Source organism: Ruegeria sp. YKSD179, from assembly GCF_059612885.1.
Genome location: NZ_JBXWRL010000006.1, coordinates 48,077 through 68,586 on the forward strand (window position 1 = coordinate 48,077; position 20,510 = coordinate 68,586).

16 protein-coding genes are annotated in these 20,510 nt (G+C 53.4%); 7 read left to right on the forward strand and 9 right to left on the reverse strand.

The annotated features are described in order from the left end of the window. The first annotated feature begins 90 nt into the window (after positions 1–90). The 4 genes from AC2FNE_RS05170 (at position 91) to AC2FNE_RS05185 (ending at position 4,798) form a co-directional block, all read left to right on the forward strand. Positions 91–1,842, forward strand: coding sequence for an acetolactate synthase 3 large subunit (locus AC2FNE_RS05170; RefSeq protein ID WP_170605271.1), 1,752 nt, complete (start codon positions 91–93; stop codon positions 1,840–1,842). A gap of 61 nt (positions 1,843–1,903) precedes the next feature. Then, positions 1,904–3,166: a glycosyltransferase family 87 protein gene (locus tag AC2FNE_RS05175; RefSeq protein ID WP_496804903.1), complete on the forward strand. Its 1,263-nt coding sequence runs from the start codon at positions 1,904–1,906 to the stop codon at positions 3,164–3,166. Continuing rightward, positions 3,163–3,723 (forward strand): acetolactate synthase small subunit, encoded by a 561-nt coding sequence (gene ilvN, locus AC2FNE_RS05180; RefSeq protein WP_170472618.1) that lies wholly within the window; start codon positions 3,163–3,165, stop codon positions 3,721–3,723. The genes AC2FNE_RS05175 and ilvN overlap by 4 nt, the downstream gene beginning before the upstream one ends. A gap of 310 nt (positions 3,724–4,033) precedes the next feature. Further along, positions 4,034–4,798, forward strand: a complete 765-nt coding sequence (locus AC2FNE_RS05185) for a helix-turn-helix domain-containing protein (protein WP_254442497.1) — start codon at positions 4,034–4,036, stop codon at positions 4,796–4,798. Positions 4,799–4,821: 23 nt separating this feature from the next. Here the strand turns inward: AC2FNE_RS05185 and AC2FNE_RS05190 are convergent, their stop codons facing one another. The 3 genes from AC2FNE_RS05190 to prfB form a co-directional block, all read right to left on the reverse strand. Then, on the reverse strand, positions 4,822–5,619 hold the full coding sequence (locus AC2FNE_RS05190) for a DUF2189 domain-containing protein (protein ID WP_496804904.1): 798 nt from the start codon (positions 5,617–5,619) through the stop codon (positions 4,822–4,824). Positions 5,620–5,647: 28 nt separating this feature from the next. Continuing rightward, complete coding sequence (locus AC2FNE_RS05195; RefSeq protein WP_170610501.1) at positions 5,648–7,045, reverse strand: amidase; 1,398 nt, start codon at positions 7,043–7,045, stop codon at positions 5,648–5,650. A 179-nt stretch (positions 7,046–7,224) separates the two neighbouring features. After that, entirely contained in the window at positions 7,225–8,349 is a 1,125-nt protein-coding gene (prfB, locus tag AC2FNE_RS05200) for a peptide chain release factor 2 (protein WP_170605263.1), read from the reverse strand. Positions 8,350–8,426: 77 nt separating this feature from the next. Between prfB and AC2FNE_RS05205 the strand changes: the two genes are divergently transcribed. Then, the gene (locus AC2FNE_RS05205) at positions 8,427–9,260 is read left to right on the forward strand and encodes an aminoglycoside phosphotransferase family protein (protein WP_496804905.1); all 834 of its coding nucleotides are present in this window, start codon (positions 8,427–8,429) and stop codon (positions 9,258–9,260) included. Here the strand turns inward: AC2FNE_RS05205 and AC2FNE_RS05210 are convergent. The 3 genes from AC2FNE_RS05210 to AC2FNE_RS05220 form a co-directional block, all read right to left on the reverse strand. Then, on the reverse strand, positions 9,254–11,743 hold the full coding sequence (locus AC2FNE_RS05210) for a penicillin-binding protein 1A (protein ID WP_170605259.1): 2,490 nt from the start codon (positions 11,741–11,743) through the stop codon (positions 9,254–9,256). The genes AC2FNE_RS05205 and AC2FNE_RS05210 overlap by 7 nt on opposite strands. A gap of 95 nt (positions 11,744–11,838) precedes the next feature. After that, positions 11,839–13,059: an N-acetylmuramoyl-L-alanine amidase gene (locus tag AC2FNE_RS05215; protein ID WP_170472638.1), complete on the reverse strand. Its 1,221-nt coding sequence runs from the start codon at positions 13,057–13,059 to the stop codon at positions 11,839–11,841. Positions 13,060–13,124: 65 nt separating this feature from the next. Continuing rightward, positions 13,125–14,288 carry a pyridoxal phosphate-dependent aminotransferase gene (locus AC2FNE_RS05220; protein ID WP_170605257.1) on the reverse strand — a complete coding sequence of 388 codons (1,164 nt, stop codon included), beginning with the start codon at positions 14,286–14,288 and terminating at the stop codon, positions 13,125–13,127. Here AC2FNE_RS05220 and AC2FNE_RS05225 point away from each other — a divergent pair. Together AC2FNE_RS05225 and AC2FNE_RS05230 are read left to right on the forward strand one after the other, a co-directional pair. Next, on the forward strand, positions 14,287–15,669 hold the full coding sequence (locus AC2FNE_RS05225; protein ID WP_496804906.1) for a M48 family metalloprotease: 1,383 nt from the start codon (positions 14,287–14,289) through the stop codon (positions 15,667–15,669). The two genes, AC2FNE_RS05220 and AC2FNE_RS05225, sit on opposite strands and share 2 nt — an antisense overlap. Continuing rightward, complete coding sequence (locus AC2FNE_RS05230) at positions 15,666–16,424, forward strand: DsbA family protein (protein ID WP_170605253.1); 759 nt, start codon at positions 15,666–15,668, stop codon at positions 16,422–16,424. Before AC2FNE_RS05225 ends, AC2FNE_RS05230 begins: the two co-directional genes overlap by 4 nt. Before the next feature lie 95 nt (positions 16,425–16,519). Here AC2FNE_RS05230 and ispG read toward each other — a convergent pair whose 3' ends face one another. The 3 genes from ispG to hemA all read right to left on the reverse strand — a co-directional run bounded on the left by ispG (position 16,520) and on the right by hemA (position 20,280). Beyond that, positions 16,520–17,641 (reverse strand): flavodoxin-dependent (E)-4-hydroxy-3-methylbut-2-enyl-diphosphate synthase, encoded by a 1,122-nt coding sequence (gene ispG / locus AC2FNE_RS05235; protein WP_170605251.1) that lies wholly within the window; start codon positions 17,639–17,641, stop codon positions 16,520–16,522. A 70-nt stretch (positions 17,642–17,711) separates the two neighbouring features. Next, positions 17,712–18,926: a helix-turn-helix domain-containing protein gene (locus AC2FNE_RS05240; protein ID WP_170605336.1), complete on the reverse strand. Its 1,215-nt coding sequence runs from the start codon at positions 18,924–18,926 to the stop codon at positions 17,712–17,714. A gap of 130 nt (positions 18,927–19,056) precedes the next feature. Beyond that, positions 19,057–20,280 carry a 5-aminolevulinate synthase gene (hemA, locus tag AC2FNE_RS05245; RefSeq protein WP_496804907.1) on the reverse strand — a complete coding sequence of 408 codons (1,224 nt, stop codon included), beginning with the start codon at positions 20,278–20,280 and terminating at the stop codon, positions 19,057–19,059. Positions 20,281–20,510 lie beyond the last annotated feature (230 nt).

The window sequence follows — 20,510 nt, forward strand, 5'->3', positions numbered from 1 at the left end:
AAACCATAATCGACCCCATGCGCCTCCGAAGACCTCGGAGGCTTTTTTTTTGCTGAATGCAAGACACATGTCGCGAACGGAGCAAAGCAGATGACACGTGAGATGACCGGCGCAAAAATGGTTGTTCAAGCCCTCAAGGATCAGGGCGTGGATACGGTATTCGGGTACCCCGGTGGCGCCGTCCTACCGATCTATGACGAGATATTTCTGCAAAACGACATTAGGCACATTCTGGTACGGCACGAACAGGGCGCGGTTCATGCAGCCGAAGGTTATGCCAGATCGACCGGCAAGCCGGGCGTGGCCCTTGTTACATCAGGCCCGGGCGCAACGAATGCCGTTACCGGCCTGACTGACGCGTTGATGGACTCGATCCCGATTGTCGTCCTGACTGGTCAGGTTCCGACCTTCATGATTGGCTCTGACGCGTTTCAAGAAGCTGACACGGTTGGCATTACCCGCCCGTGCACCAAACATAATTGGCTGGTAAAAGACACAGATTCTCTTTCAGGAACCATGCACGAGGCATTCCACGTTGCCACGTCTGGTCGCCCGGGCCCTGTTTTGATCGACATCCCCAAGGACGTTCAATTCGCCACAGGCGAATACTCGGCACCAAAACCTTCGACCTCGCACTACCAGCCGGTACTGAAGGGCGATCTTGAAGAAATCACCGAACTTGTTGCGGCAATAGAAACTGCCAAGAAGCCAATATTCTATACTGGCGGCGGCGTTATCAATTCCGGCCCTGCCGCAAGTCAGCTTTTGCGCGAACTTGTCGACAGCACGGGATTTCCGATCACGTCGACACTCATGGGGTTGGGTGCCTACCCTGCCTCTGGTGAAAACTGGCTTGGGATGCTGGGGATGCATGGCCTTTATGAGGCCAATCTGGCGATGCATGACTGCGATCTGATGATCAATATTGGCGCACGTTTCGACGACCGGATCACCGGGCGCATCGATGCGTTTTCACCCAACTCCAAGAAGGCACATATCGATATCGATCCGTCCTCGATCAACAAAGTGATCCGCGTAGACATTCCGATTGTTGGTGACGTTGCACATGTTCTGGAAGACATTCTTAAAGTCTGGAAAGCACGAGGCCGCAAAACAGACTCAGCGAATGTAAAAAAGTGGCAGAACCAGATAGCGGAATGGCGGAAGGTCAACTGCCTTGCATTTACCAACAGTGAAAAGTCGATCAAGCCACAATATGCGCTGCAACGCCTTGAGGAGTTGACCAAAAAACACGACCGTTATGTCACGACTGAGGTTGGGCAACACCAAATGTGGGCGGCACAGTATCTGGGTTTCGAAGATCCAAACCGCTGGATGACATCCGGCGGGCTCGGGACCATGGGCTATGGCTTTCCTGCGTCAATAGGTGTGCAAATGGCGCATCCGGACGCCTTAGTGATAAATGTTGCGGGCGAAGCATCGTGGCTGATGAACATGCAGGAAATGGGCACCGCTGTGCAATATCGCCTGCCGGTAAAGCAGTTCATACTCAACAATGAGCGCCTTGGCATGGTCCGTCAGTGGCAGGAGTTGTTGCACGGCGAGCGGTATTCGCACAGCTGGTCAGAGGCTCTGCCCGATTTTGTAAAACTCGCCGAGGCGTTTGGAGCAAAGGGTATTCTATGTTCTGATCCCGCGGACTTGGACGAAGCGATCATGGAAATGATCAATTACGATGGCCCGGTCATCTTTGATTGCGTTGTTGAAAAACACGAAAATTGTTTCCCAATGATACCGTCAGGCAAAGCACATAACGAGATGCTTTTGGGCGAGGCAGAGACACAAGGCGTTATTCAGGCGGGTGGTGCTGTTCTCGTATGATCCGGCCAATGAAGGTGAGTGTGACGCGGCCTGCAAAGTGCACAAATAGAAGGTAAAAGTGATGGCCCACATGGGAATCGCAGACGCACAGGAGGTGGACGAGGCCTCGCTACGACTGCAAGTCTTCGATACGCGTCGGGGATGGCAGTTAGGTATTTTAATGCCCGCGTTTGTATTGACGATGTTTGTCACCTGGATTTTCAGCGGGTTAGCAAGCATCATCGACGCTGATGTAACATCGTTCAACAATGATTTCCGCATTTTCTGGGGTGCAGCACGGCTGGCAATCGTTGACACCCCTTTAGCGGCTTTTGACATAGACAAACTCGCAGAAATGCACGGCGTCAGCGATGGGCGATGGATGCCGTGGTCGTATCCGCCATCCTATCTGGTCGCGCTGATGCCCTTGGGGATGATGTCCTTTCCTTTGGCTTGGGGCGTTTTCAGCGTTTTGTCGATGCTGGCTATTGCTGCCGCCACGCGCCCGTTCACCAAAGGTCATCCCCAGGTTTGGTTAGCCTTTGCTTTCGCCCCAGCCTATTTGCCGCCCCTGTTTATGGGGCAGAACAGTTTGATTTGGGCAGCGGGCCTTTTGGCTGCCTTGGCTGCAATAAAAGACAATAGGCCGGTTATCGCAGGCGTCCTTATCGGCTTGCTTACCCTAAAGCCTCAGTTGGGTATCCTTATCCCTATCGCACTGATCGCCAGCGGCGCATGGCGTACATTTGTTTCAGCTTCTGTGACCACCATAATGCTGTCCGTCGGCGCGACGCTAATTGTTGGTGTAGAGTATTGGTCCGAGCTACGCGAAATGATGGAGATTCATTTCAGCGTCATTAAAAGCACAAGTGCAGTGAATGATCTTATGGTCAGCCCATTTGGCGTACTCGCCGGATTGGGGGTGCAGGTTTCAACTGCACTAACGATTCAGTGGTGTTTCACCGCCGTAGCCGCAGCAACAGTCGCCATAGCGTGGCGTAGCCCTGCGGTTGGGTTCGACTTGCGCGCTGCTGTCCTCATCATAGCGATATTATTGTCTACACCTTATCTCTGGTACTATGAGTCCGCGCTTTTGGCCCCTGCCGCGCTTTTCCTACTTCGAGCAGGTGTTCTGAAACCCAACCTGCTGGGACTGTTGCTAAGCGCTGCAATGTGGCTTGGGCTTTCCCCTGCTTTGATGCTGGTCGTGTTCGGTTTCGAACCGTCTTTTCGCTATTCTTTTGCACCTATTGTGCTTTTGGCTTTTGCAACCTGTTTCTGGGCCGTAATCCACCGCTTGGGAGCGGCTGGTTCTGCGCCTGACAATCTGGAGGAACATCCATGACCCCGCTGAACATCGTCAAAGGTTCCAACCGCCATTCGGCCTACAATCTGCGACCGACCTTTTCTGACGAACAAGAACGACACACAATTGCTTTGCTGGTTGAAAACGAACCCGGTGTTTTGGCCCGGGTTATCGGATTGTTTTCCGGCAGGGGTTATAACATCGAAAGCCTGACGGTGGCCGAGGTCGATCATACTGGCCACCTGAGCCGGATCACAATCGTGACCACCGGTACACCGCAAGTTATCGAGCAGATCAAAGCGCAACTCGGTCGAATTGTGCCTGTGCATGACGTACACGATCTGACCGTCGAAGGGCCTTCGGTCGAGCGCGAGCTAGCCATCGTCAAAGTTGTTGGCGAAGGCGACAAACGGGTCGAGGCCCTGCGCCTGGCGGATATTTTTCGCGCTAATGTTGTAGATAGTACGCTGAACTCGTTTATTTTCGAGATTACCGGTGCGCCGGACAAGATCGATGCATTTGCGGACCTCATGCGCCCACTCGGTTTAGTCGAGGTCGCCAGAACTGGTGTCGCAGCCCTTCTTCGCGGCGATTGATCATTCTCGACGCACCTTGTCCCGTTCGGAATATATCCGGCGGGCCGAGTTGTAGTTGCAATATGTTCGTTTTGATCTTCACCCAGTAGTCTTGCTGGGGGCCTAATGACTCTACCCTAAAAAATGCATGAAATTGTTTATGCAAAACACCATAAAGCCTATTGCGTTTGCCATTTTGGTCGTTAGCTTATGTACCGCAAAGTGGCGAATCTGACGTCCTATGTAGTCTTTTTTGTGATTATGACTGTTATTCGGTCATTTTGTCCGAGCGGTCGTGTTTTCCTGCAGTGTTAGAAAATTTTGGACGGACATGGCCGATACCATTCGCAGCCCTAAAGAATTGCGCAATATGTTTGGGGCTAACTTACGGCGCCTAGCGCAGGTTTATCCTTCTGTCGCCGCTTTGTGCCGACAACTTGGCATAAATCGTACCCAGTTTAACCGGTACCTTTCAGGGGAAAGCTTTCCCCGGCCTGATGTGCTTGACCGAATATGCCGATTTTTCGAAGTAGATGCCCGAATTCTGCTGAAGCCCTTGGACGACATAGATCCTCAACTGAGTTATCCGTCCGCAGAAGTGTTTGAGAACTTCCTGACATCAAAGGCTCAACCTTCTTTACCGCCGGGTTTTTTTTGGATGACAGAGACCCATTCAAGCGCCAAACAAGAAGAGTGTAGTCGGCTTTTATTCATACGCAGGGTCGGCCAGACGACCGTGTTAAGAGGTTATGAATCAAGGCAGATAATGCCGGACACACCGACATATTTGCGTGAACTTCAGGGCATTGTTTGTCATGCAAACGCACAGGTTTGTGTTTTGATGTCTCGACGCGGAGGACAAGACAGCCGCGTCATGGTTGTCTCGGAACAGCTAGGTGAAAGCACCTCTATATGGTTCGGCTATACGTCGTATTTGTCCGGAACTGATGATCGCCCTTCGGTCGTTCGCCCAACCAAGCTGTTGTTTTTGGGGGGTAACCTCTCAATGGCGATTAAACTGTCTCGGGTTTCGTCAAAAGTTTCAGGGCATGCAAAACTCGGCCACCCGGAATTGGATTCAGTTACCGATGGTTAGCCTGTCTGCTGCGACATGTATTATCAGTCACCAGCCGAACTCGGTGAATTCGAAATGTCGCCCTCTGTTATCAAGCGATAAAGGTGCCAACTGGCATGCCCTAATATTGGCAGGGCCACCAATAGACCTAAGAACCAAGGTATCATCGCTAAAAATGTGACTATCGAGATAAAGGCACCCCACATTAGCATAACCCAAAAATTCGTCCTGACATAAGAGTAGCTGGCGATCATTGCAGTCACGAAGTCCAGCTCTCGATCCAACAGCATCGGTATCGACAACACCGATATCATAAATAAAATTAACGCGAATACCGCACCCACCACCGTGCCGAATGCCAACATGGTCAATCCGTTTAGGGTCAAAAGAACTTCGGGCGAAGACGAGATATTTGTCATTGTTGAAAGGCCCAAGAACAATGCAAAGATCATGTGCCCCAGAAAAAACCAAAACAAAAACATGACAACTATGATAGCGCAGATCGAGGGTAATTGCCGACTGGTTTGCTGAAGCACCACGCCGAAGATCGCATTGAAACTCAGCGGTTCGCCCTGTTCCAATCGGCGTGACACCTCATAAAGCCCGACAGCGGCAAATGGCCCCAACAAAGGAAATCCAATCGCTGCCAGAACCAGCCAAAATGAAGTTCCCGTCTTCACCGTAATCCAGGCCATAATCCAGCCAGCGATAACATAGAAACCCGCGAACAAAAGTCCAAAAACGGGCGCTTGGCGATAGTCCTGCCAAGCCATGCCCAGGGCCTTCCGTAGCATCGCCGGATCCGCTGATTTCATTGTCGGCACACCGAAGGGTTTTTCCATTCTTCGGTTCTCCTCCCGAAAGTTGTTGTCACGCAGCAGGTCTGGTTTGCGGCCACTTCGTCGCTTCGTGATAGGCCGCTCCAATTGACAGCAATTTCGCATCGGATTCCCGCGGGCCAAGCAACTGAATTCCCATCGGCAAACCCTGCGCCCCAAAGCCAGCAGGCATAGATAAACACGGCAGCCCTATTAAGCTGACAGGTGTCACGACCTGCATCCAGCGATGATAAGTTTCCATAGGCGTGCTGGCGATTTCTGTTGGATACGGAATATCGACATCGAAAGGCCATACCTGTGCAGCTGGCAGGACAAGCGCATCAAATTCCGCAAACAGTTCTACAGCCTGCCGAAACCACTCGGACCGGACGACACTGGCATTGTGTACATCCATTGCGCTGAAGTTCATTCCTCGCGAAAGTTCCCACTGTGCGCTGTCTTTCAGCAACTCCCGGCGATTGGCCAACGGCATCAATCCTGCTGCAACGCTCCAGGATCGTAAAGTGATCCAGCTGTCCCAAATCCGGTCTGCAGCGAAAGGCGGCGCCAAGTCCTCAACCACCGCACCCAAATCGGAAAACGCTCGCAATGCATCTTTGCAAATATCAAGCACCCCTTCTTCGCATGGAAAGGCCCCTCCCCAGTCGCCAAGCCATCCGATCCGCAGCTCGGACAAATCGGTGTCAGCCAATGGGCTCACTGGAAGGCTCGCACGGCTGAGCGGCTGCCTTGGTTCAGGCCCTGACAGAACATCCAACAATAGCCCCAAATCCTCGGGACAACGCGCCATTGGACCAGCCGTAGACAACTGATGAAGAAAACTGTCGCCAACGGGTTCGGAAGGAACCCGACCCCAACTGGGTCGAAATCCATAGACGTTGTTCCATGCCGCTGGGTTGCGTAGGCTGCCCATCATGTCAGAACCATCAGCAAGTGACACCATGCCTGTTGCTAGTGCTACTGCCGCGCCGCCTGACGATCCCCCGCAGGATCGCGACGGGTCGTAGGGGTTTCTTGTCGCCCCATAAACAGGGTTGAAGGTATGCGACCCAAGTCCGAATTCCGGAGTATTCGTTTTTCCAATCAAAATTGCTCCTGCCTTACGTAAGCGAGACGCAAGCAGGTCATCTGCTTTGGGAACATGATCCCGAAAGATAGGTGATCCCTGAGTCGAAACAACTCCGGCTACATTGACCAGATCCTTGACCGCGATCGGTATTCCGTGAAGTGGCCCCCTGTTGGCGCCTTCGTCCATCGACCGCGCTTCTGCCAGCAAAACCTCAGGTTCCCGAAGGGCGACGATGGCGTTCACGCGCCCGTTCACTTCCCCGATCCGTTCCAACGTTGCGCGCATCAATTCAAGTGCGCTGAGGCGCCCCGATGACAGTTCGCGCTGCAATGAAGTGGCCGATGTTTGGGCTAAATCCATAAGGCAGAAAAGGCTCTTGTTGTGGGTATCCTGACTCAGCCTATCCGGGGCGCATCATCATTTAAACACGCAGTTTGAATACATCTTTTCCTGCTTTGCCCTACACGCATTTTTGTCTGGCCCGAATTACCCCCGAGTGATTTCGGCATGGAGATATGATTGAATATTCTGCAGGCAGTTTAGTCGCTCTGCGCTTCGGACCTGCTTTTGCCCGCGACATTTAGTGCCAGCGTCGCGGCCATGAAACCATCGAGATCGCCATCCAAAACTCCCTTGGTGTCCGAGGTTTCAAAATTCGTCCGCAGATCCTTGACCATTTGATAGGGCTGCAAAACGTAGGATCTGATCTGATTGCCCCAACCTGCGTCCCCTTTGGCTTCGTGCGCTGCATTGATTTCTGCGTTGCGACGGTCAAGTTCCTGCTGGTACAAGCGCGATTTCAGGGCTTTCATCGCGATGTCCCTGTTTTGATGCTGAGACTTTTCTGAACTCGTCACAACAATCCCAGTTGGAATGTGTGTGATCCGCACCGCCGAGTCGGTCGTGTTAACATGCTGCCCACCTGCACCAGATGATCGGTACGTATCGATACGGATATCCGCGGGGTTTACATCGATCTCTATATTGTCGTCGACCACAGGGTATACCCAAACCGAGCTGAAAGACGTGTGCCGTTTTGCAGCCGAGTCGAACGGCGAGATACGAACCAGCCGATGTACTCCGCTTTCGGACTTTAGCCAGCCATAGGCATTGTGCCCGGAAATTTTGTAGGCTGCGGACTTAATTCCCGCTTCCTCGCCAGCCGTTTCTGATTGGAGCTCGACTGTGTAACCCTTTTTCTCCGCCCAACGAACATACATCCTCGCCAGCATTGAAGCCCAATCACAGCTTTCCGTACCTCCTGCGCCCGAGTTGATTTCGAGGAACGTGTCATTGCCGTCCGCCTCACCATCCAGAAGTGCCTCCAGCTCTTTTTTCGCAGCCTTCGCCTTCAGTTTGGTCAGTGCCTCTTCGGCGTCGGTAACAACCTCCTCGTCTTCCTCCAACTCACCCAGTTCAATCAGTTCGATGTTGTCGTTGAGATCAGTTTTGATCGAATCGTAAGTTTCGATGGCGTCCACCAATAACTGACGTTCGCGCATCAGTTTTTGGGCGCTTTCAGGGTTGTCCCAAAGATTTGGATCCTCGACGCGAGCGTTGAACTCCTCCAATCGGTGTGGCGCCGTCTCATAGTCCATACGCTGCGCCAAAAGCTCCAGCGACTTTTCGATTTCCGTCACTACATTCTGGGTTTCGGCGCGCATGGTCAGGTCCCAACTTGCTCAATCAGGCCTGCGTGATAGCAAGAGCTTTGGGCCACCACAAGACGAGCCGAAATGTTGTGACTGATCCAAGAGACGAGTTTCTTGCCAAATGGCAACTGACCTTTCCAGTTCTGGTCGCTGAAACCGATCAGGCGCAGGTATGGAGGGTTGTACAAGCTGACGGTCGCTTTGCCGCGCTAAAACTGTATCGTCGTTCGGATCGCGGCAACGAGACGCACGGGTCCAGCTTATTACGGCTATGGCAAAGTCGCGGTGCGGTTCGAATTGTCCAAGATGAAAAATCTGCAGTACTTATGGATTGGTTGGATGGGCCATCTCTTGGTGATCTGGCGCGGGCCGGCAGGCCTGATGCTGCACTCGCCGTGCTGGCCAAAATCGCCGGTCGCCTCCATCATGCGCCGGTCGTTAAGGACGCTGAATTGAAACCTCTTCATGAGGTTTTTGACCCCATATTCTCTTGCCAATTCTCACTTAATTGCCCAAGCGACTTTCGGAGGGATATGGTTCGAGCAATGCATCTGGCGCGAACCCTGCTGACCAGCCAACCGATTGCGACCGCGCTACACGGAGACCTGCATCCTGACAATGTCATTCTAACAGATGATGGCCCACGGGTATTCGACGCCAAAGGGTATCTGGGTGATCCCGCGTTTGAACTCGCAAATGCCCTGCGCCATCCAAAGGGCATGGTCGAACTGGTGCGACAACGAAGTCAGATTGAGCGGTGCCTTACACTCTATTCCAGTGCGATGAACGTAAGCTCTGAGCGACTGGCGCAATGGGCCGCTGCAAAATGCGCACTGTCGATATTCTGGCGTGCCGACGGACAGATCAAGCACGACAACGAGGCCGACTTACTGCATCTGCTGCTTGAGATCGTGGATCAATAAAGCCCACCGCCCTGTAACTCACCCTGACTGGCATTGGGACCGACGATAATGCTCTCGCCAGTTGAAGTCGTGACTTGGCGAGCCGATCCCTGAGCTTCTTCAAACAAGGGCAGATCAGACCCCATGGCAAAGCCACCGTCGAAAACACGGTCAATAAAACCATCAACGCCATCGCGGAAGTATTCGGCAACTACGTATTCACCTGCCGCATCATCCGGCAGTCGCGCACCGCTAAAGCGATCGATTTTTATGAAGTGACCACCGGGGGGAACGTCAAAGGGACCGCCTCCATATTTTTCAACAGCCTTTTCCATAAAGCTTTGGAAAACAGGGCCGCACATTGTGCCACCATATGCCCCACGCCCCATTGCGCGTGGGCGATCATATCCAATGTAACAGCCAGCCACGATGTTCGAGGTGAATCCGATAAACCAAGCGTCCTTAGAGTCGTTGGTAGTACCGGTTTTGCCAGCCGTCGGCACAGGCAGATTGACGTGACGCGCCGCAGTGCCGCGATCAACCACACCTTTCATCATGGACGTAAGTTGATAGGCGGTGATTGCATCCATAACCTGTTCGCGATCGGTTACGATCTGCGGAGTCTCATTCGGTTCCAGCCAACTTGAGTTGCAATCAAGACATTGGCGATCGTCGTGCCGGTATATCGTTTTGCCAAAACGGTCTTGAATCCGGTCGACCAAGGTGGGGTCGACGCGTTCGCCGCCATTGGCAAACATCGCGTATGCTGCGACCATTTTATATAGAGTTGTCTCTTCAGACCCCAAAGAGTTGGCAAGGAACGCGCCCATGCGGTCATATACGCCAAAGCGTTCTGCATATCCCGCGACCACAGGCATGGTTACTTCCTGAGCCAAACGGATGGTCATCAGGTTCCGCGATTGTTCAATTCCAGTCCGAAGCGGCGTAGGTCCATAGAACTTGTTGGACGAATTCTTGGGCCTCCAAAGACCCTGAGGCGTGTTGACCTCAATTGGAGCATCCACAACGATTGTTGCAGGGCTGTATCCACTATCCAAGGCGGCGGCGTAGACAAAAGGTTTAAAACTGGACCCAGGCTGGCGTTGTGCTTGGGTAGCGCGATTGAAAACAGTGTCTTGGTAGGAAAACCCACCTTGCATCGCAAGAACACGGCCCGAGTTTACATCCATCGCGACAAAGGCGCCCTGTACTTCGGGCACCTGACGGGCGGACCACTGTCCTTCTTCGCCAGCTACAACAAGGACGACGTCACCCCGTTTGAAATTGGCCGCAAAATCACCCTGCATCCACTGGATATCAGATCGTGGGATAACTCCATCCGCCGGACCATTTTCGATTCCTACGGTCAACGATTGCTCGGCCACATTCAGTACAACGGCTGGATACCACAGCGTCGGCAATAGAACGTCGCGGGGAATTTCTATGACGGATAACGCCTCGCGCCATTGAGCTTCATCTCCGAGTTTGTCTTCCGGTATGACTTCACCTGTTCCGCGCCATCTTCCGCGTGATCGGTCATATTTCTGCAAGGCTTCTCGTAAGGCTCGGGCTGCTTCGACCTGCATTTCCTCGTCAACTGAGGCACGGACTGTAAAGCCACCTGTAAAAAATTCGCCCTCGCCAAAATCCTCGCTGAGTTGGCGGCGGATTTCGTCGGTAAAGTAATCACGAGGTGGAAGCGCGGTGCGGAAGCTTTCAAAGTCGCCATTTTGGACCGAGCGAAGCGGCATATCGACCTCTGCCTCATAGGTCGCCTGATCGATGTATCCGTTTTGCTGCATCTCCCGCAGGACATAATTACGTCGCGCCAGCAGGCGTTCTTTCTGTCTGACAGGATGGTAATCTGACGGCGCCTTGGGCATCGCGGCCAACATTGCAGCCTCATGCGGAGCCAGTTCTTGTAGCGTCTTGTTGAAATAAGTCTGCGCAGCAGCCGTAACGCCATACGAATTCTGGCCCAGAAAAATCTCGTTCATATAAAGTTCGAGAATCTGTTCCTTGTCCAACGTATCCTCAAGCCTGGTGGCAAGGATTATTTCCTTGATCTTGCGTTCTGCCCGTCTGTCACCCGACAGCAAAAAGTTCTTCATCACCTGCTGCGTGATTGTCGACGCCCCGCGGACGGTTTCACCTTTGGTACGTACGGCCTCGACACCGGCGGCCACGATACCGCGTGGATCGTAGCCCTGATGGGTGTAGAAATTCTTATCTTCCGCAGAGATGAAGGCTTGTTTCACGAGGTCGGGAATTTCTTCGGACGGCGTGAACAAGCGGCGTTCTTGGGCAAACTCGTCTATCAACTGACCTTCGCCGGAATAAATTCGGCTTATGGTCGGCGGTTTGTATTGAGCCAGCGACTCGTGGCTGGGCAGATCGCGCCCATACATCCAGAAGATCGCGCCAATCACCAGCGCGGTCATAAAGATTCCCAAAGTCACGAGGCTGAAGATTGCCCCGAAAAAAGAAAGAATAAACCGGATCACGTTACTGCCTTTTTCTCGCGGTGCCGCCTATATAGTGCCGCCCTGCCCGCGGGTCAAAACACGAAAGGCTACATTAGCCGTTTTGCGCCGTCGGGTCACTGACCGATCAGGGATCGTTTTACCAGATCTTCCTTACGCCACCTTTCCAGTCCATTAAAAATTCCCTGCGCCATCCCAGCGCGCCATTCCGGATTTCGGATATTTTCAAGGTCACGGGGGCTGGACAAAAACCCCAGTTCAACCAGAACAGAGGGGATATCCGCCGCTTTGAGTACAGAAAAAGATGCTGTGCGGATTGGTTTGCTGTTCATCGGCCCGCCTTGCTGGGCCATTCCGTCTGCTATGGCTCTCGCCAAAGCTTGCGTACGTGGTTGGGTTTCACGGCGAGCCATGTCCAAAAGTATGTCAGCCACTTGATCATCCGATCCGCTCAAATCGACACCCGAAATTAGGTCACCGCGATCATGTCGTTCAGCGAGTTTCAGGCTGGCAACATCTGAAGCTTCTGCCGACAAAGTATAAACGGCTGCTCCGTGAGCGCGGCCTTCCGAAAGTGAATCTGCATGTAACGAGATAAAAATGTCTGCGCCGGCCCGATGGGCAAGCGCGATGCGGCGCTCCAGAGAAACAAAGTGATCGTCCACTCTGGTCAAAACGACTTCGTAGCTACCAGACCGCAGGAGTACTTCACGCAGCTCGCGCGCGAATGTCAGCATCAAGGTTTTCTCGTCGACACCACCCACTTCTGCACCGGGATCAATACCACCATGACCTGGGTCGAGCATCACGCGCACCGGACCTTTGGCATCTAGTCCTGGCGCAACTGAAGAAACTGAAGGTTCCGGTAAATCCCATCCCGGTTGACGCGGCGCGCCAGCGCCGGCAGCAAAAGTTTCGAAGTCCGTTCCCATGAGGTTTAGCGTCAGCACTGCGCCGCCTGTCGCAGAATCGACCCGCAAATCGGAAGTCTCGACTGCTAGCGGTGCGCCCAGTTCCAAAACCAACCGCGACCAACCGGGAACATAAGCCCCAAACTGAACATCGCTGACGCGACCAGTCTGTAAAAACACGTCGCGATCCAACCCTGTCCAGTCCACCTCTTGAAAGTCCAAAACCATCCTGTAGGGATCGCGCAAAGTGAATATCCGGTAAGGCACACCTTGGCTGAGCGCCAATTCAACGCGGACTCCCGCCCTGCCCTGATCGGTTATTCGGGATTGTTCCGGTAATATGCGTGCTAGCGCGTTAAAGCTCTGCGCAAACGCAGCGCCGCTAAACGACCAGATAAGCGCGATGGCGAAAATTATCCTGCTCATGACCTCAAGTTTTTTTGAGATTCTTTTGCCCCACCCTACAGCACGGAAGGGAGTTTGTGAACGCTCTAGCCCGCAGCTGAGCCTGCACCTCGGTTTGCCATGAATTCACGCAGGCGACTCAACCCTTCTTCTATGTCGGCAGATGAACGAGCATAAGAAAAACGTAGCGTTGTATGACCTCGTAATGGATCGAAATCCAACCCTGGCGTCACGGCGACCCCAGCTTCATCCAGAATCTCAGCAGCAAATGCGAGACTGTCATCAGTTAACTCGGAAACGTCGGCATAAACGTAGAATGCCCCATCTGGCGGCGCGATATTAGTAAAACCCGCTTTTGGGAGCCCCTCGAGCATTAACGCGCGATTTGCCCTGTAAACGTCCAGATTGGCTTGCAACTCATCGTCACACTCCATCGCCGCCAGTGCCGCCACCTGGCTGGCATGAGGAGCGCAGATAAACATGTTCTGCGCAATGCGTTCGACGACACGCACCTGATCTTCGGGGACAACCATCCAACCAACACGCCAGCCAGTCATCGAAAAGTACTTGGAAAACGAGTTGATGACATAGCACTCGTCGGTCAACTCCAGCGCTGTAACGGCTTTGGCCTCATATTCTAACCCGTGGTAAATTTCGTCACTGATAAAGGATGCGCCCTGACTATGCGCAGCTTCGATCAATGCGCCCATTGAACCGTGATTTAGCATCGTTCCAGTCGGATTCGCAGGCGAAGCGACCATTAGCCCTTGTAAATCCTTATCCAAAAAATCCCCTGGAACCGGTTGCAACCGATTTTCCGGAGCGGTTTGCAAATCGACGGGCACCAGCCCCAAAGCCTTGAGAATCTGACGATACGATGGATATCCCGGCGCACCAATTCCGACGCGATCACCGCTGTCGAACAAGGCAGTAAACGTTAGTAGGAATGCGCCCGACGATCCGGGGGTTACAACAACTCTTTCCGGGTTCAAGTCCACGTTGTACCAATCGCCATACAACTGTGCGATCCGCTTTCTCAGGGCTGGTAAACCCAAGGCAACCGTATAACCCAATGGACCTTGGGACATTTCTTTTGCCAAAGCATCAACAGCACCTTTGGGTGCACCCGTTCCTGGCTGGCCAACTTCCATGTGGATGATGTGACGCCCTGCTTCTTCCGCTCGGCGCGCCGCTTCCATCACATCCATCACGATAAAGGGATCGACCCTGGACCGGGTTGAGTTTCTCATGCCCATCTCCCATGTTGCAGACATGGCTTTTGAACGCTTATCCAGGCTGGCGTCAATCCCGACCCTGTTGTTGGTGGCAGCGACATGGATATCAAGTCTTGCTCAGGCCAGTGCTCAAAGTCTGATCCGTGACCCGGATATCGAACATGGGTTGAGGGAACTGGCATTTCCTCTTTTGCGGGCGGCTGGCCTAAACACAAACAGAGTGCGGATTTTTGTGGTCAACGACTCGACCTTCAATGCATTTGTCATCGACTATAACGCAATCTACCTGAACTATGGCCTGGTCCTTTCAAGCGAAAGTCCAGAGATGTTGCAGGCAGTGATCGCACACGAAGCTGCCCATATCGCCAACGGTCATCTGGCAAGGCGCGCAGAAAACCTGCGAGCAGCTCAACGGAATGCGCAGTTCGGTACAGCGCTCGCCCTGATTACCGCCCTCGCTGGCGGCGGTGAAGCTGCAGCGGGCATTGCAGTGGGGACGTCTTCGTCGGCTTTACGCAGTTTTCTTGGGCACACCCGCGCCGAAGAGGCAGCAGCAGACCGCAGTGCCGCCAGCTATCTGCGTTGGGCCGGAATTTCACCAAGCGGTATGGTCAACTTGCACAGAAAATTCGCCGGTCAGGAATTGCTGACTACGTATAATCAGGACCCTTATATGCGTTCGCACCCGACTAGCCGCGAAAGACTCCGCGCGGCAGAAGCTTTTTTGGAAGAGTTCGGCGATCAAGCCACGCGCAGCGCAAATGCGGATTACTGGTTCGCCCGCATCAAGGGAAAGTTGTCTGCTTTTTTACGAGCGCCCGGTTGGACCCTGCGTCGAGCGGCCGAAGAAAACCACCAGGACATAAGGCTTATGCGTGAGGCGTCAGCCTATCATCAAAACCGCAATTTAAGCCAAGCCCGCAAGGCCATCAACGCTGCCCTGCAACTTCGCCCAGACGATCCATTTTATTATGAACTGAAAGGGCAAATTTTATTGGAAAACAGGCAGGTAAAAGACGCTATTGAAGCATATGGCGCCGCTGTAGAAATGGCGCCGCATGACGCGTTGATACTTGCGGGCTATGGGCGCGCCTTGCTGGCCGACGACCAGACGAATGAGGCTTTAAAAGCACTTGAGAAAGCACGCACCAGGGACTACCGAAACTTAAGACTAATGCAGGATTTGGGCGTCGCTTACGCGCAGCTAGGAAACAAAGGTATGGCTTCGGCCGTTACGGCGGAAAAATACGCATTGCAGGGCCGTCTGGCAGACGCTGGCATTCATGCGAAACGTGCCGTTGCGCAGTTGCCCGAAGGATCTCCGGGTTGGCAAAGGGCGCAGGATGTGCTGATTGCTTCGGAACGCGCTGAGAAAAACAAAAGGAGAAGGAAATGATCCTCAGACATGTTGCACCCGCCCTTCTGGGGCTTTCCTTGATTACCGGTCCTGTGCTCGCGCTCGACCTCAGCGCACTCAGCGACGACGAGAAGGCTGAATTTGGCGCGCAGGTTCGGGAATACCTCCTCGAAAACCCTGAAGTGATTATCGAGGCAATAAACATACTGGAACAGCGCAACGCCGTAGCCGAAGCCGAGGCCGATAAACAGCTCGTGGCTGCCAACCAAGAAGAACTGTTCAACGACGGTTATAGCTGGGTGGGCGGCAATCCTGATGGTGACATAACTCTGGTCGAATTTATGGACTATCGTTGCGGCTATTGCCGCCGCGCGGTGCCCGAAGTGGCCAGTCTGTTAGAATCTGACGGCAACATTCGCCTTGTGATAAAAGAGCTGCCCATTCTGGGTGAAGCATCAATTATGTCATCCCGCTTTGCTGTAGCGACGAAACAGGTTGCCGGAGACGACGCGTATAAACAAGTACACGACGCCCTGTTGGAGTTCAGCGGCGAACCCAACGAAGTTACCTTGCGCCGTATCTCGGACGGTTTAGGGTTGGACAGCGATGCGATTATCGTGGCCATGGACAGCGACGACGTCACTGCTGAGATCAATCAGACGCGCGAGCTTGCCAGGAAGATGAATATCTCTGGCACGCCCTCATTTGTTTTGGGAACCGAAATGCTGCGGGGCTTCCTGCCAGCGGATCAGATGCAGCAGATCGCGGATGGCGTAAGGGCGGACAAAAGCTAAAGCAATCCCTTTTCATTCGTCAGAGACCAGATTTAGGCTTCTAGGCGGTGGCGTTCAATGCGCGTCATAAGTAGTGCCAGAACGCTGTTGGTGAATTACTCAGCCGCCGCCTGAACTGCATCAAGCTCTGCTGCCTTTTTCTCGACCTCTTCCACGATGTGATCAATCATCTTTTCATTCGACATTTTGTGGCTAGCCTTGCCTGCCAAATAAACCATTCCCGACCCCGCTCCGCCGCCGGTAAAACCGACATCTGTCATCAATGCCTCGCCCGGGCCGTTCACAACGCAACCGATGATCGAAAGGCTCATGGGAGTCTTGATATGCTCCAATCGGTGCTCAAGCACTTCGACAGTTTTTATCACGTCAAATCCCTGACGCGCGCAGGATGGGCACGAGATGATATTGACACCGCGGTGACGTAGACCGAGCGACTTCAGTATCTCAAAACCGACCTTAACTTCTTCTACGGGATCGGCGGACAGGCTTACGCGGATCGTATCACCAATGCCCATCCAAAGCAGATTACCCAAACCAATTGCCGACTTGATGGTGCCGGATACCAGTCCGCCTGCCTCGGTTATGCCCAGATGGATGGGAGCGTCGGTAGCCTCGGCAATACCCTGATAAGCGGCGGCTGACAGAAAAACATCGCTGGCTTTTACGCTGATCTTGAATTCATGGAAGTCATTGTCCTCAAGAATCCTGATATGTTCCAGCCCGCTTTCGACCATCGCCTCGGGGCATGGCTCACCGTATTTCTCAAGTAGGTGTTTTTCCAGACTGCCCGCGTTGACGCCGATACGTATTGAACAATTGTGGTCACGCGCGGCCTTGATAACTTCTTTCACACGCTTTTCGTCACCAATATTTCCGGGATTGATGCGAAGACAGGCGGCACCGGCTTCAGCCGCCTCTATACCGCGCCGGTAGTGGAAGTGAATATCCGCAACGATCGGAACCGGGCTTTCCCGAACGATTTCATTAAGTGCCTTTGAAGACGCTTCGTCCGGGACAGAGACCCTGACGATATCTGCACCTGCTTCTGCCGCAGCCTGTACCTGCGCCACGGTTGCGGCCACATCGGTTGTAAGCGTGTTCGTCATAGTTTGCACCGCGATCGGAGCATCACCGCCGACGGGTACATCGCCAACCATAATCTGACGGGACTTGCGGCGATAAATGTCGCGCCACGGGCGCACGTGATTGAGGGACATATGGGCTGTTCCGGCGTTACCTGCGTTGCGCTTTAGATAGTTCGGCCCGCCAAGTATCGCAATGCCGGTATTACTCTGCAGGTTCTTCTACTACCTGAGTATTAAGTTCGGCCACCAACTGCTTGAGCGCACTGTTTTGATCCGCTTCAAGGTCAGCAACTTCGAACCGCTCTGCCACAGCATCCTTGGACAGGATAACCCCCTTGGTTACTGTTCCCGGCGCACCAACGGGGCCAAAATGCTCGCCATTCATCGCGAAATAGACAGAACCCGAGGCTCCAGCACGCAATTGGGGCGGCTCTTCTGTCAGAGGCACTTCGAAGGTGCTGCCCTGCTCTACAGTGCCCAACGTGCCCTCAAATATGACACTGCCGTCCGAGGCCGTAACCCGCATCCAGGAAGGATTGACAGCGACAATTTTCAAAGTTGTGTCCAGTTGCTCGACCACTTGGGGCAATGCAGGGCGCTCAACGGTGTGAAACTCGGCAACCTCAACCTGAGGAGGTTCCGGCGGACGGAAAGTGCCAACGGTGCGTGGATCCAATGTCGAAATCGGCGCGTCTCGGGCAACCAAAACTGGAACATCAAGGGCCTGCGGTCGATACAAACGATCCAGCGCCTGAGCATTTGGCGCGTCAACGCTGGCAATCTCAGTATCGTCAACTTGAATACTTGCAGCGTCCAACGGGTCCAAATCCGTCAGGACAACCGGTGCCTGTTCTACCGGACTGACCTGAACCTGCTGAATACGGTTCAGAACGGACCATCCGCCATAGCCAATACCGCCAATAACCGCCAAAAGAACAAGCGAAGATCCTATCGCACGAGGCTCGATCTGACTGACGAAGGACTCCCTACCTGGAAGATATGGCGTGTTCGGCGAAACAAATGGATCGCGAGCTTTCGGCCCGCGCGATGGAAGTTCGCCGGTCGGCTTGCGGACAACAGATGCCTCGGCCGACATGCCATGGGCTACTTCGAAACCACTTTCCGCGCAGAACGTAGCAAAGGATTCGTCAGGATTCATGCCCAGGTAGCGCGCATAGGAACGCACGTATCCCGCGATAAAGCCAGGCGTGTCAAATGCGTCGGGGTCAGCGTTTTCAATGGCAGCAATGTAGTTGGCCTTGATCCGCAACTCTCGCTGAACATCGAGAAGAGATTTGCCCATCGTGGCACGCTCACCACGCATGACATCGCCAAGACGCAACTCGTAATCGTCAAAACCCTTTGGTCTGACGTCGGTTTCTTCGTCGGAATCGCGCTGTGATCTGCGCCCAATCATTCCTGCTGCCCCATTCTGCCTTTTTGCGCGATACACGCCAATGGCGAATCATCCCCAAAACGATTCGTCCACCAATTTTATTAGCGCAAGCTTAACACGCGACATACACGTTGCACACTTTGGCGTTAGGTTAACCTGCAAGTTCGGCGCGATTTAGCGCACAATGTGACCAAAGTTCGTCAATCGCTTGGATCAGACGGTTCATTTCGCCCGGTCCGTGAACGGGAGAAGGGGTAAATCTCAAGCGTTCAGTTCCCCGAGGTACCGTTGGGAAGTTGATCGGTTGAACGTAAATTCCGTAATCGTCCAGCAACATATCGCTCAACTTCTTTGTATGAACAGGGTTGCCGACGATAACCGGAACGATGTGGCTGCCGTGATCAATTAGCGGCAAACCCATGCCCTTGAGCCGCAATTTGAGGACCTTGGCTTGCGTTTGATGCTGTTCCCGCAACTCAGTTGCACCCTTGAGATATGCAACAGATGCTGCTGCGCAGGCTGCGACAGCAGGCGGTAGCGAGGTCGTAAATATGAAGCCTGGCGCATATGACCTTACTGCGTCACACATTTTGGCGCTGGCTGCTATATAGCCGCCCATAACGCCATATGCCTTTGCGAGCGTCCCATTAATAATATCGATACGATGCGCCAGACGATCTCGCTCGGTTACACCGCCGCCTCGGGGGCCATACATGCCAACTGCGTGAACCTCGTCGATATAGGTCAGTGCACCAAACTCATCTGCCAGATCGCAAATTTCCTCAATAGGACCGAAATCACCATCCATCGAATAAACAGATTCGAACGCGATCAACTTGGGCGCAGAGGGATCGTCGGCCTGAAGCAACTCTCGAAGATGGGCAACGTCGTTGTGTCGAAAAATTCTTTTGGCACCGCCGTTGCGGCGCACTCCTTCGATCATAGAAGCGTGGTTCAATGCATCGGAGTAAATGATCAGACCCGGAAACAACTTGGGCAACGTCGAAAGCGTCGCATCGTTAGCGATGTAAGCACTGGTAAACAGCAAAGCGGCCTCTTTGCCGTGCAGATCAGCCAACTCGGCTTCGAGGCGTTTGTGATAAACAGTGGTGCCCGAAATATTGCGAGTGCCGCCCGAACCGGCGCCGGCCGCATCAATCGCCTCGTGCATTGCGTTCAAGACAACTGGATGCTGGCCCATACCCAGATAGTCGTTGCCACACCAGACAGTTATGTTCTGTTGCGACCCATCTGGGCAAGTACGTACAGCGTGCGGAAAATGACCGTTGCGGCGTTCGATATCGATGAAGGTCCGGTAACGACCTTCCTCGTGCAGCCTAGAAATTGCTGAGTCGAGCTTAGCATTATAGTCCAACGGTTTCTCCTTCTGCGCCCGGCTTCGTTCTTGTAATAACCGGACCACTCTTTAGCCGCAGGTAACAGCGCAAGCCGTGCGTGCGGATCTGCATCCCTTTGATAACCGTGCCTAGCGAGAAATCCAGAGTCGCATCATTGATTTGCATCAATTATCTTCGTTAAAGCCTTTCGACAAGTATAGTTACGGCAATCAGACGCGAGGAAACGCCGCAGGCAATCGCAACACAG

Excerpts from the sequence above, each read along its gene's own strand:
- ilvN (WP_170472618.1), top strand. The coding sequence starts at position 3,163 with ATGACCCCGCTGAACATCGTCAAAGGTTCCAACCGCCATTCGGCCTAC.
- prfB (WP_170605263.1), bottom strand. The coding sequence starts at position 8,349 with ATGCGCGCCGAAACCCAGAATGTAGTGACGGAAATCGAAAAGTCGCTG.
- AC2FNE_RS05225 (WP_496804906.1), top strand. The coding sequence starts at position 14,287 with ATGCCCATCTCCCATGTTGCAGACATGGCTTTTGAACGCTTATCCAGG.
- AC2FNE_RS05230 (WP_170605253.1), top strand. The coding sequence starts at position 15,666 with ATGATCCTCAGACATGTTGCACCCGCCCTTCTGGGGCTTTCCTTGATT.
- AC2FNE_RS05175 (WP_496804903.1), top strand. The coding sequence starts at position 1,904 with ATGGCCCACATGGGAATCGCAGACGCACAGGAGGTGGACGAGGCCTCG.
- AC2FNE_RS05170 (WP_170605271.1), top strand. The coding sequence starts at position 91 with ATGACACGTGAGATGACCGGCGCAAAAATGGTTGTTCAAGCCCTCAAG.
- AC2FNE_RS05220 (WP_170605257.1), bottom strand. The coding sequence starts at position 14,288 with ATGAGAAACTCAACCCGGTCCAGGGTCGATCCCTTTATCGTGATGGAT.
- AC2FNE_RS05190 (WP_496804904.1), bottom strand. The coding sequence starts at position 5,619 with ATGGAAAAACCCTTCGGTGTGCCGACAATGAAATCAGCGGATCCGGCG.
- AC2FNE_RS05240 (WP_170605336.1), bottom strand. The coding sequence starts at position 18,926 with ATGATTGGGCGCAGATCACAGCGCGATTCCGACGAAGAAACCGACGTC.
- ispG (WP_170605251.1), bottom strand. The coding sequence starts at position 17,641 with ATGTCCCTCAATCACGTGCGCCCGTGGCGCGACATTTATCGCCGCAAG.
- AC2FNE_RS05195 (WP_170610501.1), bottom strand. The coding sequence starts at position 7,045 with ATGGATTTAGCCCAAACATCGGCCACTTCATTGCAGCGCGAACTGTCA.
- AC2FNE_RS05185 (WP_254442497.1), top strand. The coding sequence starts at position 4,034 with ATGGCCGATACCATTCGCAGCCCTAAAGAATTGCGCAATATGTTTGGG.
- AC2FNE_RS05215 (WP_170472638.1), bottom strand. The coding sequence starts at position 13,059 with ATGAGCAGGATAATTTTCGCCATCGCGCTTATCTGGTCGTTTAGCGGC.